This window comes from Ensifer sp. GW821-FHT05G01, assembly GCF_059419585.1.
Window position 1 is genome coordinate 306,909 of record NZ_JBWKSC010000006.1, and the last position, 17,557, is coordinate 324,465.

Below are 17,557 nucleotides of genomic sequence, written 5' to 3' on the forward strand. Positions count from 1 at the left end.
TCAGCTCTCCCGTATGCAAATTGCAGATATCTGCCGGCCGTAGTCCGGCTCCTGCCGATGCGTGGTGCGACGGTAGGAGAAGAAGCGGTCCTCGTCGGCATAGGTGCAGATGTCGAGGTTTTCGGCGGTAACGCCGGCAGCCGTCAGGCGCGCAATCGTCAGGCCGGGCAAGTCGAACATCGCGTGCCCATCGCGCTCCGATGGGCCGAAGAACTTGTCATAGCTGCCATCGGTCGCGAGGAACCGGCCGACGAACTCGGCGCCGACTTCGTAGTTGCGCCGGCTGATCGAGGGGCCGAGACAAGCAACGATGTGGCTGCGACGCGCACCGAGCGTCAGCATCGCCTCGATGGTGCTTTCGAGCACGCCGCCAAGCGCGCCCTTCCAGCCGGCATGGGCGGCGCCGATGACGCCGGCGTCGGCGTCCGCAAACAGGATCGGCCCGCAATCGGCCGAGAGCACGCCAAGCACCACACCGGGCGTTGCCGTCACCAGCGCGTCGGCATCCGGCCGGCTGCCGTTGTAGCTGTCGTCGACGACGACCGCATCGGGAGAATGGACCTGATGGACGGTGGCGAGCCGTTCCGGATCGGCGCCGAACCAGCGGCTGACGCGGGCGCGGTTTTCACCGACCCTGGCCTTGTCGTCGTTCGAGCCGAGGCCGACATTCAGACCGCGATAGATCCCTTGGGAAACGCCGCCTTGGCGGGTGAAATAACCATGTGCGATCGCCGGACCGGCTTTGTCGCTGAAGAGCGAGCTCTGCACGGGGGAAAGCGCGGCATCGTGCTGCATCGGTGTCTTCGCCCTTTGCTTTGACGTGAGTTTCAAATGGGGTTGGGGGCACGTGCGGCCCGGTGAATGGCGGCTGATTTGCCGGCGCGATGTTGACCCGCGACGGCTGGGCTGTCAATTGCCGAACGACAGGGGGGCCGTCCGAAGGAGGCGCCTTGACCGTGGCGGCGAACGTCAAACTCCTGGAGCAATGGGTGCTGCGGATACCCCAGGACGGCCGGCGAATTTACATCTGGCCGGCTGCGCCCGGTGCATTCAGCTCTTGGGTTTTCGGAACGGCGGAAGCGCGATCGGCGGGCTGCTGACGGCAAGCACCTTGAAGAGTTCGCCCATCTTGCCTTCGCCGGATCCGGCGAGCCTCTCGACATCCTGGCGGATGCCCTCCTGGGTCACGGCATCCTTATCGCGACCGAGTGCTGCGGCACGTTCAAGAAGGCCGAGGCCGATCAGGAAATCGCCCTGGTGGACAAGGCCGTTGATCTGCAGGCCATCGTTCTTCGCGCGGCGTGCGAGTTGCTCGAAATCGACGTGGCTGGTGAGATCGGCGCGGCCGGGATTGGCGAGTGGCGGGTCATACTGGTGATCGAGCAGCGCCTGCAGCGTGTCACCGTAATTGGTGGCCAGGTATCCGTAGTCGATGATGACGGCGGTGCCACCACCGATCTTCAACCGCTCGCAAAGGGCTGCCATGACGGCGTCGCGGGCTGGGGCGATCTCGAAGATCGTGCCTTCGGCAGCCGCGTGCGGGGGCGATGGCAACAATGTGGGGTCGATGCCGGCGATGCCAGCCGCAAACGCCAGTTCATCCTCGGCATCAAGGCCGACCATGCGTTCGCGGAACCCCTGCGGTGTGCGCACGAACTGGCGGATCGGAATGGCGTCGAAAAGCTCGTTGGCGGCCAGCAGCAGGAAACCTTCCGGCAGGGTGTCGAAACTGCCGTGCCATTGCACTTTCTTGCCATGGGCCACCAGCGTCTCCGCCTGGACCTTTCGCAACCGATCGCTCGTCTCGACCAGATGCACGCTGGCGGCGGCATAGAGCTCGGGCGAAAGGCGCCTGACGACCCGCAGGACGTCTTCCATCATCGTGCCGCGGCCGGGGCCGATCTCGACGATCACTGTTTGCTCCGGCGTGCCGTGCTGTTGCCAGGCATGAACCAGAAAGATGCCGATCATCTCGCCGAAAAGCTGGCTGATCTCCGGCGCCGTGGTGAAGTCACCCGCTTTGCCGAAGGGTTCGCGGACGCGGTAATATCCGTACTCCGGGTCCGCCAGGCACAGCGAGAAATAGTCGGTAACGCTGATCGGGCCGTTGGTCCGGATCAGCGTCTTGATTTTGTCCGCGAGTGGTGTCGTCATGCGTCCGTCCCGTTATGCGGCGGCGACGGCCGCCCGGCGTGCCCGGGCAATCGCCCAGATGCCGGCAAGCGCCATCGGCAGCGATAAAAGCATGCCCATGGTCAGCCAACCGCCGGCAAGATAGCCGATCTGCGCGTCCGGTTCACGGAAGAATTCGACGAAAATGCGGCTCGCCGCATAACCGAGCACGAAGATGCCGGTGACAAGGCCAGGCGATTTCAGCGCATGCCGGCGATAGATGAACCAGGCGATGACGGCGAGCAGCACCAAGCCTTCGAGGGCCGCCTCATAAAGCTGGCTCGGGTGGCGGGCAAACGGGCCACCGGTCGGAAACACCATGGCCCAGGGCGCCGACGACAGCCGGCCCCAGAGTTCGCCGTTGATGAAGTTGGCGATGCGGCCGAAGAACAGGCCGATCGGCACCACGGCCGCGACGATGTCGAACATGCTCCAGATGGCAATGCCATTGCGGCGCGCAAAGATGATCATCGCCAGCGTCGTGCCGATAAAGCCGCCGTGGAACGACATGCCGCCGTTCCAGATCTCCAGCGCCCGGATCGGGTTTTCGAGGACGGAGCCGAGATCGTAGAAAAGAATGTAGCCGATGCGGCCGCCAAGCACGATGCCGCCGGCCGCCCAGAGCAGGAAGTCGTCGAGCTGCGCCAGCGTCGCTGCCGGTTCGCCATTGCGCCAGAGTGGCGTGTTCTGAACCAGGCGCCGGGCGTAGTACCAGCCGATCAGGATACCGGCGACATAGGCAAGACCGTACCAATGGACGGCAAGCGGGCCGATCTGGAAGATCACGGGGTCGATTTCAGGGAAGGGGAGAATGGCGAGGCGGGTCGCGATGGTTTCCAAAATGTCTTCTCGTTCCGGACCGGTTGTTTTGCCGGAACATGGCGATCGAATCCGGCGGGGTCAAGGCCGGTTACCACTGGTGGCCGGGCACAGTTTGGTGATTTTTCTTGCATCCGTCCGCGCCTGACCCTACCTGAAAACCAGGACCGCATCGCAATGCGAAGCGGCGGCTGAACATGGAGATCAGGACGATGAGCACAGGCGCCAACCGCATCATGGATGATTTTGCCAAGCTGATGACCGATGCCGCAGGGGCAGCCCAGGGTGTGCGCCGCGAAGTCGAGACCGCCTTTCGCGCCCAGGCCGAACGCGCGATGAATTCGCTCGATGTCGTCAAGCGCGAGGAATTCGAGGCGGTGAAGGAAATGGCGATCAAGGCGCGCGAGGAAAACGACGCGCTGCTGGCGCGTATCGAGGCTTTGGAAGCGCGTTTCGCCGAAAGCGGCAAGTAACGCGATTCCTGCCAAATAACGGCTTTTCAACGTTTTTACTTCGCCCGCGGATCGATTCTGCGGGCGTTTTGCTGTCGATATGCTTGGCGGTGTGAAACGCCGCACAGGGAGGTTAATAAAACCTGAAAAGTTTTCCACCTGTGGACACTGGCAAAAAACCCTTATGCCAGAGTCGCTTAAGCATCAGGGCTGAATGGAAATGACAACGCGCAACCGGTTGTACCCGGCTATTTTTGGGTCGGGGGGCTGGCAGCCTGACTCCGCCATTATACACTGATTTTAAATGATGATTCGAAACGGACCACACAAGCTCCAGGCAGGGTAAGTCAGCCAGGATGGATGTGAGTTCAGCAATCATAGTGTGTTCTTATTCAGTGCCAGGTTTGCAGAGTTGCGTCTTGTGAACGTGATAACGCGCGCCTGTGTCGCGCCTACTAGGGTGATGCATGAGCCTTTTGGAAATGGAAATCGAGCGTCAGTCCAACCCGGTCGATATGATCGAGTTTGTGGCCGCCACCAATGACTGGTCATTCGAACGGTCGGGCGAGGACGAGATCGCCATGACCGTCGAAGGCAAGTGGGCGGATTACCACGTGTCCTTCTCGTGGATGGAAGAGTTCGAGGCGCTGCATCTTGCCTGCGCCTTCGACATCAAGGTTCCCGACAGCCGCGTCAACGAAGTCATCCGTCTGCTGTCGCACATCAACGGTCAGGTGCTCATGGGGCATTTCGATCTGTGGCGTCAGGAAGAAGTCGTGATCTTCCGCCAGTCGCTGCTGCTCGCCGGTGGCGCCGAGCCCACCAACCAGCAGGTCGAGGTTCTGCTCTCGAGCGCGCTCGATGCCTGCGAATCCTATTTCCAGGCATTCCAGTTCGTCGTCTGGTCTGGCATGGATGCGCAGCGCGCCGTCGACGCGGTGTTGTTCGAAACGGTCGGGGAGGCCTGACATGACTGCCGTCGCTTCCGGTCCCATCGTTCTCATCGGCGCCGGCAACATGGGCGGCGCCATGCTCAGCGGCTGGTTGAAGAGCGGCGTCAAGGGCGCCGACATTCTGGTGATCGATCCCGGCCCGCCGCCGGCGATGGCACAGCTGATCGCCGACAATGGCGTCCGCCACGCGACCTCTGCCCCTGAAGGCATCGAGGCCGCGGTGATCTTCATTGCCGTCAAGCCGCAGGTCATGGAAGCGGTGCTGCCGCCGCTGAAGACGCTGGTTGGTGCGAGCACGGTCATCGTCTCGGTCGCGGCCGGCAAGACGCTTGCCTTCATCGAAAGCCATCTGGGTGCCGCCGCCACGGTGCGTGCCATGCCCAACACGCCGGCCATGATCGGCCGCGGTGTCACCGGCGCCTTTGCCAATGCCCGCGTAAGCGCGGCACAACGCAGCCAGGTGCACGATCTCCTCAAGGTCAGCGGCCCGGTCGAGTGGGTCGAGGCCGAAGCCGATATCGATGCCGTCACCGCCGTTTCCGGCAGTGGCCCGGCCTATGTCTTCTACCTCGTCGAGTGCATGGCGGAGGCCGGGCGCAAGGCCGGTCTCCAGGCGGACCTCGCCATGCGGCTCGCGCGGGAAACCGTCGCGGGGGCTGGTGAACTGCTTCATCAGTCCCCCGACGACGCTTCGAAGCTGCGCCAGAACGTAACATCGCCCGGTGGCACAACCGCCGCAGCCCTCGCGGTGTTGATGGCCGATGACGGCATGCAGCCGCTTTTCGATAAGGCCATCGCCGCTGCGCGTCAGCGCGCCGAGGAACTGGCCGGATAATTCCAGAGCATTGTCATGTCGGAAACGATTACTTTTCCAGATTTCGAACGCGTCGATATTCGAGTCGGTACCATCATCGAAGCCGAGGCTTTCCCCGAGGCGCGCAAGCCGGCCTACAAGCTGAAGATCGATTTCGGCCCCGAGATCGGCATAAAAAAGTCATCAGCGCAGATCACCGTGCACTACCAGCCCGAGGATCTCATCGGCCGGCAGATCATGGCGGTGGTCAATTTCCCACCCCGCCAGATCGGCCCTGTCCGTTCCGAGGTTCTGACGCTGGGCTTTGAAGACGAGGCCGGCGCGATCGTGCTGGCTGCCATCGACAAGCCGATCCCCAACGGCCGAAAGCTGATGTGACCCGATGACAATCCATGTTGATCTGATACCCGAGCGCGTGAAGGTCTCCTGCCTTTGGCGTGCATCCGACGCGGCGCGCGACTGGCGCGCCAGCCATGTCCTCTCGCTGCTCGATCCGGAATTGCCCGAGACAGACGTGCCTGTCATCGCTGACGCAAGCCACCGCGTTGTACGCATGCGCGACCAGGAAAACGTCGTCGCGACACAGCACTTCCCGGATCTGGTCCTTGAAGTGTTCGAAGCAATGCGGCCGGCCGCCGACGATGCGTCGAGCCGCATTCTGGTGCATTGCCACGCCGGCGTCAGCCGCTCGACCGCCTTTGCCTACGGCCTGATCGCGCACCAACTCGGTGCCGGCCGCGAGGACGAGGCTTTCCGGGCGCTGCTGACGATTACCAGAAAGCCTTGGCCGAACCGCAGGATCATCGAAATCCTCGATGCATCGCTCGGTCGCGAAGGCCGGCTGCTTGCTCCGCTCGATGCCATGCGCGCACGGCACCCGCGTCGCATCGATGCGTGGCATCGCTTCAACGAGCGGCGTGGCCTGGTTTCCATCTATACGCGCTAGCGAGCCGAGTTCGCTCTGTGTCGCTCATGCGTCCGGCAGCAACGCGTCGGCGTAGCGCCTGAGCGAGCCATTGTAGCGGGGCAGGTGACGCGCCAACCGGCCGAGCGCCAAGCCTGCTGCTTCGCGCGCCCGCCCTGCATCGACGAGCGAGAGCGCCAGAAAGGCGGCGACGGCATCATCGAGATCGTCCGACGGCATCGTGCGCTCAGCTTCCAACAAGGTTATGCTCTCGTCGATCTGCCCGAGATTGCGAAGTGTGCTTGCAAGCTGAATGGTCGCGCGGCGGCGGCGAATACCCGTGAGACCGCCGGCAAGCGCCTGGCGGTAGAGGGGGGCGGCATTCGCCTCGTGTCCAAGGGAATCCTGAGCCGAGGCGCGCTCGAAGAGGCCGACAGGGTCGCCGTGGGGCAACTCCGCCGCCAGCGCGTCGAGCCGCTCGACGAACATTCCTGCATCGATGCGGCCGAAATCGGCCCAATGCAGGGCCAGCCGCTGTTCCCAATCGTCCCAGTCTAACGTGTCCGGCACGTCCGGCGTCTCCTCAGGCTTGGCATGTGTAAACGAAGCTGTTGCCGAAACAGGGATGGTCACGCCGGCACGCGCACAATTGCTCTCAGACCGCCAAGCGGGCTGTCGCCGAGCGTGACATTGCCGCCGTGGCTGCGGGCGATGTCGCGGGCGATCGCGAGACCCAGGCCGGTTCCGGAACTGTCGAGATTGCGGGCCTCGTCCAGGCGGAAGAACGGCTTGAACACGTCCTCCCGCGAGCGTTCGGGAATGCCGGGGCCGTCGTCGTCGACGGTGATCGTCACCCATTTGGCGCTGTGGCGCGCGTCGATGTTGACGCGGTTGGCGTAGCGATAGGCGTTGGAGGCGAGATTGGCGACAAGGCGCGTGAAGGCGTTCGGCCGGACGCGGACCTCGTCCTCGCCCTCGATGGATGTCGTCAGCGTCTTGCCGTGCAGCTCCGCTTCGACGGCAAGGCGCGTCATCAGGTCACTGAGCTTCAACTGCCCGACGTCTTCCTCCGCCTCTCCGCGCGCAAACGCCAGATAGCCTTCGAGCATGTTCTGCATATCGTCGACATCCTGGTTGAGGCTGTCGAGATCCGGGTTGTTGCCGGCAAGCGCCAGCTGCAGCCGGAAGCGGGTGAGGATGGTGCGCAGATCGTGGCTGACGCCGGTGAGCATGGCGGTGCGCTGCTCGATCTGGCGTTCGATACGCTCGCGCATCTGGATGAAGGCGAGGCCGGCGCGGCGGATTTCGACGGCGCCGCGCGGGGCGAAATCGTCGATCTTCTGGCCCTTGCCGAAGGCTTCCGCGGCTTTGGTCAGCGCCAGGATCGGCCGGATCTGCCCACGCAGGAAGAGGATGGCGATCGACAGAAGCACCAGAGAAGCGGCGACCATCCAGACGATGAAGATATGGGTGTTGGAAGCATAGGCCTGGTTGCGGCGGGCATAGACGCGCAGCATGCGACCGTCGTCGAGCTTGATGCGGATCTCGACGAGATTGGAATTGCCGACCGTGTCGATCCAGAAGGGGCGGCGGATCTGGTTGGAAATCTCCTCGCTCAGGATCTGATCGAGGATCTCGAAAAAGGGTTTGGGACGCGGCGGCGGCAGTTCGCCGCCCGGTTCGACTGAGATGCTGAGATCGAGCTGATCGCGGGCGATGCGGACGATTTCCGAGATATCGCGATCGGCAGGGAAGGTGGCGATGAGATCGACGATCGCGGCGACATCACCGGTGACGGCGGCCGACAGGCGCTGCGTGACCAGTTGCCAGTGCCGCTCCATGAAGACGAAGGCGACGACCGACTGAAGGAGAACCATCGGGATGATGACGATGAGCAGCGAGCGGGCATAAAGGCCCATCGGCAGCCGCCGGCGCAGCCAACGGGTGAAGCGCTTCCACGGGTTGTCGGCCGGGCCTGCCGTCTCGCGCCGGATGCTGTCAAAGCTTGCCATCGGTTTCCGCTACGCTCATCTAGGAGATCACCACCCTAAAGCGCACCGCGACCGCTGGCGGTCGCTCCATGCGCCTTGATTTCTTTTTTCCGCGCATGCCGTTATCGCAAAACCGCTGCGCACTTTTGCGCGCCATGCTTTAGTCCACGCTCAACCTATAGCCGATCCCGCGGACCGTCTGCAGCCAAACGGGATTGGACGGATCGTCCTCGATCTTGCGCCGCAGGCGATTGATCTGGACGTCGATGGTGCGCTCGCCGACCTCGGCGTCGTCGCCGATCAGTTCATGGCGCGGGATCGTCTCGCCGGCGCGCTGGGAAAACAGCGTCATGATCTCCTGCTCACGGTCGGTCAGGCGGATATGATCGGCGCCGCGCCGAAGCTCCTTGCGCACCACGGAAAAGGTGTAGGGGCCGAAGATCACCTGGTCGACCTTGGGTGCCTGCGCCGGCTGGTTGCGCCTGAGGATATTGCTGATGCGCAGAACCAGTTCGCGCGGCTCGAAGGGTTTTGACAGATAATCGTCCGCGCCTGCCTCAAGGCCCTCGATGCGAGAATTCGATTCCGCCAGTGCCGTCAGCATCAGGATCGGCACGGTCTTGATCTGGCGCAGGCTCTGCGTCAGTGAAATCCCGCTTTCGCCGGGCATCATCACGTCGACGATCAAAAGGTCGAAATCGAGACCGACCAGCTTGCGCCGCGCTTCATCCGCGTCGGCAGCGGTCGTCACGCGAAAACCCTGTTCGACCAGATAGCGGTTGAGCAGATCGCGAATACGCCGGTCGTCATCGACGACCAGAAGATGGGCCGCATCGTCGGAGACTGTCGCTTTTGTTGTCATGCCTAGCATTCCCCCCGTCGCCCGCCGATCGCGGGCTTTCGACATTTCAGTCCCCGGCGCCGTTCTTCATGCAGGCAAGGAAGCGTTTGACGGTTTCGCGGGCGCCGGGACCCGTCTTTGCCAATGCATGGGCTATGCGGCGGGACTGTGGCTCGGCAAGCGCACGGGCCAGCGCCTGGCCTTCCTCGGTGGTATAGAGCATGCGCTGCCGCCGATCCTCCGGCCCTGTGACCTGACGGATGTAGCCGGAATCGATCAACTGCTTGAGCACGCGGGCCAGGCTCTGCTTGGTGATCTTCAGCGTGTCGAGCAGGTTAGCGACCGTCATGCCGGGTTCCCGGTCGACGAAGTGCAGGACGCGGTGATGCGCGCGGCCAAAGCCGCCTTTTTCCAGGATCGCATCCGGGTCGGAGGTGAAGTCGCGATAGGCGAAGAAAAGCAGCTCGATGATTTCGAAGTCGATCGTATCATCGTCGTGCGCGACCGTGTCGCCCACATATCGGGTGTTTTCTTTGGATTGGCCGGCCACGCGGTCATTTCCTTTCAGCCAAGTTGCAACTTACGAAACAATCGTAAAAATATGTCAGTCTTATTGACATATTTTTACGGCGTTGGTAGCGTCCATGCTCGGTAAGCGAGACATTTGGCGGCGGTAACACCTCAGGAGGATATGCCGCGCCGCACTGATCGCAAATCCAAAATCTCGAAATTGAATTTTCCCACAATCAGTTTGCCGATAAACTGAAAGCGGGACGATAATCAACAGCAAGAATGGCGCACCAGCGCCGGAGGACGACATCATGGCAGCGGTTCCTTTTGATCAGTTGGACGGCGAAATCTGGTTCAATGGCGAGTTCGTCGCGTGGAAGGATGCCAAGATTCATGTGCTGACCCACGGGCTGCACTATGCAAGTGCGGTGTTCGAGGGCGAGCGCGCCTATGGCGGCCGGATCTTCAAGCTGACGGAACACAACCAGCGCCTTCACAACTCCGCCGACATCCTGGGCTTCAAGATCCCCTATTCCGTCGAGGAACTGGATGCTGCAAGCGTCGAACTTCTGAAGCGCCAGGGCTTTTCCGAAGCCTATGTCCGGCCGATCGCCTGGCGCGGCAGCGAGATGATGGGCGTTTCCGCCCAGAACAACCGCATCAACGTGGCCATCGCCATCTGGCAGTGGGGCAGCTATTTCAACCCGACTGAGAAGCTCAAGGGCATTCGCCTCGATATCGCCGAATGGCGCCGCCCGGACCCTAAGACGGCGCCGTCGAAATCGAAGGCTGCCGGCCTCTACATGATCTGTACCATCTCCAAGCACGCCGCAGAAGCCAAGGGCTATGCCGATGCGATGATGCTCGATTACCGCGGCCAGGTGGCCGAGGCGACCGGCGCCAACATCTTCTTCGTCAAGGACGGTGTCATCCATACGCCGGTGCCGGACTGCTTCCTCGACGGCATCACCCGCCGCACGGTGATCGAGCTTGCCAAGCGCCGCGGCTACCAGGTGGTTGAGCGGGCGATCATGCCGGAAGAATTGTCTGATTTCAGCGAGTGCTTCCTCACCGGTTCTGCCGCCGAGGTCACGCCGGTTTCCGAGATCGGCCCCTATCGCTTCACGCCGGCCACCATCTGCGAAACGCTGATGAACGACTACATGAAGGAAGTCTATCCGGTTGCAGCAGCGGCTGAATAACCGGTCATAACCTAATGCATGTCGCGCAAAAGTGTGCCGCGGTTTTGCGATAACGACATGCGCAAAAACAAGAACTTAAAGCGCGCCAAGCGAATCTGAACGATCGCGACGCGCGTTAAGTGCAGAAAAGGCGGCCCTTGGCCGCCTTTTGTCTTGCTACGGATATCGTTCGGAAGGCGTCAGGCTTGTTTGCCGAGGAACTGACCGACAATGCCGCTGAGCACGCCGCCGCCGACGAGGCTGCCAAGCGCCTGCATCGCAAGACCGGTCGCGGCCGCTTCGCCGCCGAGCATCTGGATCAGGAATCCCCCACCGAGGCCGCCGATGGCGCCGACGATCGTGCGTGCGACGACACTGAATGCCCCTTGCTTCAACACTGCGCTGGCCGCGTTTCCGCCGGCCGCCCCCGCGATCAATTGGGTAATGATTGGCATTAATGCTTCCATTGATCCCTCCGTATCGAGGCCCGTCGAAGACGAGCCGCCATATGCCGATGATCCGGCAAGGACAGGTTGAAGCCGAATCTTGAGTCTTGTCAATTTAGGGAAGTCACGGGTGTCTTCAGGGGAGGCTTTGCTCGCCAAAATGTTGCGATTTCACGCGGAAAATGGTGCATTTCGCGTTCTTCCACGCGAAAAGCGACAGAATTACTACAGGGTTTGAGTAGAGGCGCGGGCAACCGCAGCTATAGATCCGGGTGATTCGCTGCGGTGCAAACGAAAACTCCAGCGGCGCGGGCCGCTGGAGTTGATTGTGATTGCCCACCCAGGGCGCGTCTTGCTTATCGATAGACGTAAACGATACGGCGCGTCGCCGGCTCGACCAGAACCGGCTGGCCGTTGATGCTGGCATAATCGTAGGTGTAGTCGGGCACGCGGCGCACTTCGACAGCTTGCGGAAGCTCGGCGCCCACCACGACTTCTCCGTCGAGATAGACGGTATCGCCCGGATTGGTGGTGATATAGGTGCGCACGGTGTCCGGCGGCACGATCGGCTCGACGTCTTCGACAGGGCCAAGCAACTCATCCCCGGGCGCGGGCATCGGCGGGTCGCCTGCCTGCACCTCATAGGTCACCACGGGCACGGCAAGATCGGAGCGCCGATCCTGAACGACGACGGCCGATCCGCCGAGATCGGTTGTCAGATACTGGGCATAAACCCAGCCGCGAAGGCCGTTGACGTCGATACGGCACCACTTGCTGCCTTCGATGCAGCCGTCAAGCACGGCCGTGCTGCCACGTGTGGCCAAGCCAACGGTCGGATATTGCGGGCCGGGGCCAGCGCGGACGTTGAGGTCGGTGACGGTGGTGGCGGTCATGGCCGCGAAGGCGGCCGAGCCGGCTACGAGTACGAAACCCGCAGCCGCGGCAGTTCGCAACAGGGGGCGGGTAAGGTTCTTCATCATCATGCTCCTTCGTTATGGCTGAGGGGCAAACGCGGCCATCGTGGGGATGTTCCCTGGGGAACGTCACGAAATGTGAAGGTGCGACATACTCAAGCTGTAACGGTCGACCTGGCGCTCGATGCAGGGAACCGTTTCGCGATCGAGGTGTTCTCCTGTCCATGTCGGGCGGGTGCCCGAGGGAAACGATCAGCGATATGCCCCGCGAAAAGACCATGAGCGGAGGCAGGAGAGGGAGGTTCGATGTCGAATTCAGCTGTTAATCCGGTAAACCCCGCCGTCAACGGATTGCGCCCGGTGGTGGCGATCGTCGTTGCCGCCGAGGTGTTCGTTGCAGCCTTGCTGCTCACCACCGTCCAACTGCCCACACCCCAATCCCCTTCAGCGGAAATTGCCAGCCTACGTTAAAGGGCACTGTGCCTTCTGTCGTTTGGCGCTATAGGTGTGGCAACGACATCTGAGCGAGGCGCTGACGGCATGCTACAGGCGGGCATCATCCCGGTTACCCATTTCCAACAGAACTGCACGGTTCTTTTCGACGCAGAAACCAAGGAAGGCGTGATCGTCGATCCTGGCGGCGACGTCGACGTGATCCTGCAGACGATCAAGGAGAACGGCATCGCGCTCAAGGCGATCTGGCTGACACACGGCCATATCGACCATGCCGGCGGCGCCAAGGAGCTGAAGGAAGCGCTCGGGCTTTCGATCATCGGTCCGCACAAGGACGATCTGCCGCTCCTGTCGCGGCTGGAAGAGCAGGCCGAGAAATTCGGTCTGGCGATGAAGGTCGAAAACGTGGTGCCCGACCAGTGGCTGGAGGACGGCGATACCGTCTCTTTCGGCAACCATGTGTTCGAGGTGCTGCATTGCCCCGGCCATGCGCCTGGCCATGTGGTCTATTTCAATCGGGTGCAGGGCTTCGCTCATGTCGGCGACGTGCTGTTCCACGGTTCGATCGGCCGCACCGATCTTCCCGGCGGCAATCACCAGCAACTGCTTGATTCGATCCGCGACAAGATCCTGCCGCTTGGCGATCACGTCGGCTTCATCTGCGGGCACGGTCCCGGCGGCCAGATCGGCGAGGAGCGGCGTACCAATCCCTATCTGCGTGGTCTCTGACCCCTTACAGCGCCGCGCGCCAAATATGGCGCGCTAAGGACGCTGTAACACTGTAAATTATGCAGTAAGGCGGCGATCCTGTTTTGAGGATATCGACCGGCAGCAATGAAAAAAGCGCATGCCCGGGAAAGGCATGCGCTTTTTTATTTGTCCGCTTAGCGGGCTGTTCGATCAGCCAGCGTTGCAGAAGTAGCTGCGGCCGTCGTAGCCACGGAAGGTGCCGTTGTCAGGGTTGAACGAGCGGTAACGCTGCGAGCAGTAACGGTACCAGGACGGGGTCCAGGGCTCGAGCGAGCCGTAACCGCCGCCGTAGTTGTCGACGACCACGGGACGCGGGCGATAGACGGGGCGCGAACGGTAGACCGGGCGCGGTTCATAGTAATCGGGTTCCGGGTCGACGTAGACGCGTTCGCTGTAGCGTGGCTGCGAGGCGATCGCGCCGCCGATGATCACGCCGGTCGCCAGGCCAAGTGCGCCGAGTGCAACGGCGTCACCGTTGTCATGGTGCCGGTGGCGGTTCCAATCACCAGCCTCAGCCGTGCTGAGGGTCGGGAGAACCGAGGCGGCGGCGATGACCGAGAGAACCGTCGCTTTGATGAACTTGTTCATGGCTTCAATCCTGTGCATGGACCGGAGTGGTTCCGGCCTTCATGATGAAAGAAGGTTAACCGCGCCAAACTGAACGGAACCTGAACAAAAAAACCCGGCATCGCTGCCGGGCTTCAACTTGAATCTTTCAGCAGTATCCGGTGTTAGCCGGAGACCTGCAGGTTGACCGCCTTCGGGCCTTTGCCGCGGCGATCCGGTTCGGTGTCGAAGCTTACCTTCTGATTTTCCGACAGGCCGTTCAGGCCGGAAGCCTGGACAGCAGAGATGTGTACGAAGATATCCGCACCACCGTTGTCAGGCTTGATGAAACCAAAGCCCTTGTCGGTGTTGAAGAATTTTACAGTGCCAGTTTCGGCCATGCGTCAGGTCCTTTTCTCTCCACCCGTTTGACGGACGGGTAGCATTGCAGTTTGCCCGGTTGGGCGTTGGGCAGGCAGTTCTCGATGTTTGAGGAAAGGTTCCTGTTACCGCAGCCAGCCATCGGAAAGGTTGCAAAAAGCGTCCCCCCAGTCTGGCCACCCGGAGTTTTTGCGTCTCCGGCCCGCTTTTATTTCAAGATCTTCCCGTGCTCGTAGATTGCCCGAACAGAGTAAGATTGATGGGTTTATTTTGAATTGGCAAGCAAAACTTTTTAGAAGTGGTATTGCGTCTTGCCATTGCTCAAAAATCGGTCAGTTGCGGTTTTTTCAGGTGATATCTAGGATGCATCGCAAGCTGTTGAAATCACAGCTTTTTGAACGAATGTATCGAGAAGTTGAGTGGTTTGCGCCCAATTTTGCCGCAAGAGACGTGGCCGCCATCGGCGCGCTGTGCGCAGCATAAATTCGCAACTGACTGATATGTTTGAAGCTTCTTGCTGTCGCGCTGCCCCGACTCGAGTCTTCAGTCTTCTCTGCAGAAAACATGCAAGTAATAATGGAAAAATTCTACGGCGCGCGGAAGCGCTTCAAAGTCAAGCAACAGCTTTCCAGGTGGGGGCAGCAACAAGTAACGCAGCAGTTCAGTACCCGTCAAATTCAACGGTTATAGTTCTGCCTATCTCCCGACCAGGGCGTGTCTCGCCTTAGGCGGGAGCCTGCGCGCGCCGGTTCCTTGTCAGCTCCGGCACGATTTCCACCACCAGCATTGCCGCAAAAATGATGGCGCAGCCGACATAGCCGATGGGCGTGATGATCTCCCCAAGCAAAAGCACGCCGAACAAGGCTGCAAACAGCGCCTCGCTCGACAGGAAGATCGCTGCCTGCGGTGCCGTCGTATAGCGCTGGCCGACGACCTGGCAGATGAAGGCGACACCGCTGGAGAAGATACCGGCATAGAGGATTTCCGGCAGCGCGCCCTTGATCGCCTCCATGCTCAAGGGTTCACTTGCCAAAGCGACGGCACAGGACAGCACGGCCACGACGGCGAACTGCGTCAGGGATAGCATCATCGGTCGGCCGCTGCCGGCTGCGAAAATGCCGACCAGCATCATCTGCAGTGCCCAGAAGAGCGCGCACACAATGGTCAGATAGTCACCGCCGGTCAGGCTCGACAGCGCCCCGCCGCTCAGCAGGAAGATGCCGAACAGCGCCATCAGTGCGCCGGGCCAGATGATCCAGTGCGGCTTGCGGCGGAGGAAGATCACCGTCAGCACCGGAACGAAAACGACATAAAGGCCGGTCAGAAAACCGGAATTGGTGACGCTGGTGGTCAGCAGCCCATATTGCTGGGTGACTGCGCCGGCGAAAAGCGCAAGTCCGACAAACGCGAAATTGCGCACTGTCGTGCCGGTCAAAGGCTGCGGTGCCCGCCGGGTTTCGACGATGGCAAGCGGCAGCGCGACCAGCGTTGCGATCGCAAAACGCAATGTGATGAACCAGAGCGGGCCGATCGCCTGCATCGCCGTCGATTGGGCGACGAAACCGGCACCCCAGATGGCACCGGAAAACAGCAGGAACAGATTGGCCTGAACGCGGGTCATGATTGCATCTCCTCAGATGCACCGCCGTCTATCAGTTGCGATTTTTCCGGGCAAGGCTCATCGTTGCTGACTGGGCTGCGCGAGATGCCGGAAGCGCCCGCGATGACGGGGAGGGGGAAATGGGCGACAGCGGCTATTCCGGAACACCGCTTGTCCGCAAGCTGGGCTTGAGGGACGGCCAGTCGGCGTTGTTGCTTTGCGTTCCCGATAACCTCAACGACATCGCCGGCTTTCCCGGGTTCGCCATCTGCGACACCGCCATCGACGGCCCGGCCTTACGCAGGTACGACTACATCCACGTCTTCGCCGTGGAAAGGGCAGATTTGGAGGCCTCGGCGATGCGTCTTTCCGCAAGTCTGAAGCCTGACGGCATGATGTGGATCTCGTGGCCGAAGCGTGCGTCGAAGGTACCGACGACGCTGACGGAGGACGTCTTGCGCGAGATCTTCCTGCCGCTAGGGCTTGTCGATACCAAGGTCTGTGCCGTCGACGCGGTCTGGTCCGGCCTGAAGTTCATGTTCCGCAAAAATGTTCGCGCCGGCCTGTGAGGTCGAGGCACTTACTGCGTCGGCGCCTTGGAGACCCTGAGCAGCGCGCCATCCTCTTCGTCGGTGACCATCAGCAGTGCGCCATCAGGCGCCACGATGACATCGCGGATGCGGCCGAACTCGCCGTCGAACAGCCGCTCTTCGGCGATGACTGCGCCGGTGTCGTCCCGTTCCAGCCGGGCGAGCAGCTGATACTTCAACGCCGCGACCAGCAGGCTGCCGTCCCACTCCGGAAACATCTTGCCGCGGTAGACCGCAAGCGCGCCCGGCGCAATCGAGGGGTCCCAATAGTAGAGCGGCTGGTCGAAGCCGTCCTTTGCCGTGCCTTCGCCGATCTCGGCACCGGAATAGTCCTTGCCGTAGGTGATCACTGGCCAGCCGTAGTTGTGCCCGGGCTGCGGGTTGTTGATCTCGTCGCCGCCGCGCGCGCCGTGTTCGACGGTCAGAAGCGTGCCGTCCTCCGGATCGGTGGCGATCCCTTGGGGATTGCGATGCCCCTTCGACCAGATTTCCGGCAGGCCCTCGGTGCCGCCGCGATAGGGGTTGGCGGCGGGAATGCTGCCATCCGGGTTGATGTGCAGGATGGCACCGGCATGATCGTGCAGATCCTGGGCGCGGTCTCGATCGCCGCGGTCACCGATGCCGAAGAACAGGCTGCCATCAGGCGCGAACGCGATGCGCGAGCCGAAATGCTGGCCCTTGCGGGTCAGCCTGTTCATTCGGAAGAGTTCCTTGACATCGGTCAGGCTCTTGTCATCAGCCGCCAATGTCGCCCTTACCAGCGCCGTGCCAAAGCCGCCGTCGCCAGTGGCCGCAAGCGTCAGGTAGAGCGTGCGGCTGGTGGCAAAGTCGGGGGCGAGCGCAATGTCGAGCAGGCCGCCCTGACCCTGTTCTGCCACTTCAGGCACGCCCGCCACCGGCGCCGAGGCCTTGCCGTCGCGGATGATGCGCAGCCGGCCGGCACGCTCGCTGACGATGTAGCCGCCATCCGGCAGGACTTCGACCGACCAGGGGTGTTCGAGCCCGGCGGCCAGCGTCTCGACCAGCACGTCACCGTGCTGAGAGGGGAATTCGCGTGTTTCCTGCGCGCCGGCGGCAAATGGAGGGGCAAAGAAAGCCAGGCCAGCCAGCAGTGGCAGAACCGTCCGTCTCATCGGGGCCGTTTTCAGCCTTGATGCCTGCGCTTGCCGCATTCGATATCTCCGATCTTGCCATGCCGTTGCATGGCAAGCTGGAGCGTTCGTCCTGTCCGTTCAAGTCA

Annotated in this window: 22 protein-coding genes; 9 read left to right on the top strand and 13 right to left on the bottom strand. The window is 61.8% G+C overall.

Annotated elements, in window-relative coordinates:
- From pgeF to lgt, 3 genes are all read right to left on the bottom strand, one after another.
- Positions 1-795, bottom strand: coding sequence for a peptidoglycan editing factor PgeF (gene pgeF, locus AC07UR_RS17290; RefSeq protein ID WP_173420795.1), 795 nt, complete (start codon positions 793-795; stop codon positions 1-3).
- A gap of 255 nt (positions 796-1,050) precedes the next feature.
- Complete coding sequence (locus tag AC07UR_RS17295) at positions 1,051-2,154, bottom strand: class I SAM-dependent methyltransferase (protein WP_173420794.1); 1,104 nt, start codon at positions 2,152-2,154, stop codon at positions 1,051-1,053.
- Between the two features lie 12 nt (positions 2,155-2,166).
- The gene (gene lgt / locus AC07UR_RS17300) at positions 2,167-3,012 is read right to left on the bottom strand and encodes a prolipoprotein diacylglyceryl transferase (protein ID WP_173420793.1); all 846 of its coding nucleotides are present in this window, start codon (positions 3,010-3,012) and stop codon (positions 2,167-2,169) included.
- A 191-nt stretch (positions 3,013-3,203) separates the two neighbouring features.
- Between lgt and AC07UR_RS17305 the strand changes: the two genes are divergently transcribed.
- From AC07UR_RS17305 to AC07UR_RS17325, 5 genes are all read left to right on the top strand, one after another.
- Positions 3,204-3,464: an accessory factor UbiK family protein gene (locus AC07UR_RS17305; RefSeq protein ID WP_173420792.1), complete on the top strand. Its 261-nt coding sequence runs from the start codon at positions 3,204-3,206 to the stop codon at positions 3,462-3,464.
- 446 nt (positions 3,465-3,910) lie between these two features.
- Positions 3,911-4,411 carry a type III secretion system chaperone family protein gene (locus tag AC07UR_RS17310; protein ID WP_025427918.1) on the top strand — a complete coding sequence of 167 codons (501 nt, stop codon included), beginning with the start codon at positions 3,911-3,913 and terminating at the stop codon, positions 4,409-4,411.
- 1 nt (position 4,412) lies between these two features.
- Positions 4,413-5,231 (top strand): pyrroline-5-carboxylate reductase, encoded by an 819-nt coding sequence (gene proC, locus AC07UR_RS17315; protein ID WP_209790958.1) that lies wholly within the window; start codon positions 4,413-4,415, stop codon positions 5,229-5,231.
- 15 nt (positions 5,232-5,246) lie between these two features.
- Positions 5,247-5,588, top strand: coding sequence for a tRNA-binding protein (locus tag AC07UR_RS17320; RefSeq protein WP_209790957.1), 342 nt, complete (start codon positions 5,247-5,249; stop codon positions 5,586-5,588).
- 4 nt (positions 5,589-5,592) lie between these two features.
- Positions 5,593-6,156: a dual specificity protein phosphatase family protein gene (locus AC07UR_RS17325; protein ID WP_173420789.1), complete on the top strand. Its 564-nt coding sequence runs from the start codon at positions 5,593-5,595 to the stop codon at positions 6,154-6,156.
- Between the two features lie 24 nt (positions 6,157-6,180).
- Here AC07UR_RS17325 and AC07UR_RS17330 read toward each other — a convergent pair whose 3' ends face one another.
- The 4 genes from AC07UR_RS17330 to AC07UR_RS17345 form a co-directional block, all read right to left on the bottom strand.
- Positions 6,181-6,684, bottom strand: a complete 504-nt coding sequence (locus tag AC07UR_RS17330; RefSeq protein ID WP_209790956.1) for a tetratricopeptide repeat protein — start codon at positions 6,682-6,684, stop codon at positions 6,181-6,183.
- 59 nt (positions 6,685-6,743) lie between these two features.
- Complete coding sequence (locus AC07UR_RS17335) at positions 6,744-8,126, bottom strand: ATP-binding protein (protein ID WP_173420788.1); 1,383 nt, start codon at positions 8,124-8,126, stop codon at positions 6,744-6,746.
- A gap of 139 nt (positions 8,127-8,265) precedes the next feature.
- Positions 8,266-8,967, bottom strand: a complete 702-nt coding sequence (locus AC07UR_RS17340; RefSeq protein ID WP_065786378.1) for a response regulator — start codon at positions 8,965-8,967, stop codon at positions 8,266-8,268.
- A 46-nt stretch (positions 8,968-9,013) separates the two neighbouring features.
- Positions 9,014-9,496: a MarR family winged helix-turn-helix transcriptional regulator gene (locus AC07UR_RS17345; protein WP_077504817.1), complete on the bottom strand. Its 483-nt coding sequence runs from the start codon at positions 9,494-9,496 to the stop codon at positions 9,014-9,016.
- Between the two features lie 271 nt (positions 9,497-9,767).
- On the opposite strand from AC07UR_RS17345, the gene AC07UR_RS17350 reads away from it, so the two are divergent.
- Positions 9,768-10,658 carry a branched-chain amino acid aminotransferase gene (locus AC07UR_RS17350; protein WP_173420787.1) on the top strand — a complete coding sequence of 297 codons (891 nt, stop codon included), beginning with the start codon at positions 9,768-9,770 and terminating at the stop codon, positions 10,656-10,658.
- Between the two features lie 179 nt (positions 10,659-10,837).
- Here AC07UR_RS17350 and AC07UR_RS17355 read toward each other — a convergent pair whose 3' ends face one another.
- Together AC07UR_RS17355 and AC07UR_RS17360 are read right to left on the bottom strand one after the other, a co-directional pair.
- Positions 10,838-11,104, bottom strand: coding sequence for a hypothetical protein (locus tag AC07UR_RS17355; protein WP_173420786.1), 267 nt, complete (start codon positions 11,102-11,104; stop codon positions 10,838-10,840).
- Positions 11,105-11,439: 335 nt separating this feature from the next.
- Positions 11,440-12,060 (bottom strand): DUF1236 domain-containing protein, encoded by a 621-nt coding sequence (locus AC07UR_RS17360; protein WP_173420785.1) that lies wholly within the window; start codon positions 12,058-12,060, stop codon positions 11,440-11,442.
- Positions 12,061-12,303: 243 nt separating this feature from the next.
- Here AC07UR_RS17360 and AC07UR_RS17365 point away from each other — a divergent pair, with 243 nt between their 5' ends.
- The gene (locus AC07UR_RS17365; RefSeq protein ID WP_209790955.1) at positions 12,304-12,468 is read left to right on the top strand and encodes a hypothetical protein; all 165 of its coding nucleotides are present in this window, start codon (positions 12,304-12,306) and stop codon (positions 12,466-12,468) included.
- Between the two features lie 69 nt (positions 12,469-12,537).
- Complete coding sequence (locus tag AC07UR_RS17370) at positions 12,538-13,179, top strand: MBL fold metallo-hydrolase (protein ID WP_209791129.1); 642 nt, start codon at positions 12,538-12,540, stop codon at positions 13,177-13,179.
- Positions 13,180-13,350: 171 nt separating this feature from the next.
- Here the strand turns inward: AC07UR_RS17370 and AC07UR_RS17375 are convergent, their stop codons facing one another.
- The 3 genes from AC07UR_RS17375 to AC07UR_RS17385 form a co-directional block, all read right to left on the bottom strand.
- Positions 13,351-13,788: a BA14K family protein gene (locus AC07UR_RS17375; protein WP_209790954.1), complete on the bottom strand. Its 438-nt coding sequence runs from the start codon at positions 13,786-13,788 to the stop codon at positions 13,351-13,353.
- Positions 13,789-13,931: 143 nt separating this feature from the next.
- Positions 13,932-14,147, bottom strand: a complete 216-nt coding sequence (locus tag AC07UR_RS17380; RefSeq protein WP_077504822.1) for a cold-shock protein — start codon at positions 14,145-14,147, stop codon at positions 13,932-13,934.
- Positions 14,148-14,851: 704 nt separating this feature from the next.
- Positions 14,852-15,748, bottom strand: coding sequence for a DMT family transporter (locus tag AC07UR_RS17385; RefSeq protein ID WP_209790953.1), 897 nt, complete (start codon positions 15,746-15,748; stop codon positions 14,852-14,854).
- A gap of 119 nt (positions 15,749-15,867) precedes the next feature.
- Between AC07UR_RS17385 and AC07UR_RS17390 the strand changes: the two genes are divergently transcribed.
- Positions 15,868-16,296, top strand: coding sequence for a hypothetical protein (locus AC07UR_RS17390; protein ID WP_209790952.1), 429 nt, complete (start codon positions 15,868-15,870; stop codon positions 16,294-16,296).
- An 11-nt stretch (positions 16,297-16,307) separates the two neighbouring features.
- Here AC07UR_RS17390 and AC07UR_RS17395 read toward each other — a convergent pair whose 3' ends face one another.
- Entirely contained in the window at positions 16,308-17,450 is a 1,143-nt protein-coding gene (locus tag AC07UR_RS17395; RefSeq protein ID WP_234941898.1) for a PQQ-dependent sugar dehydrogenase, read from the bottom strand.
- Positions 17,451-17,557: the final 107 nt, after the last annotated feature.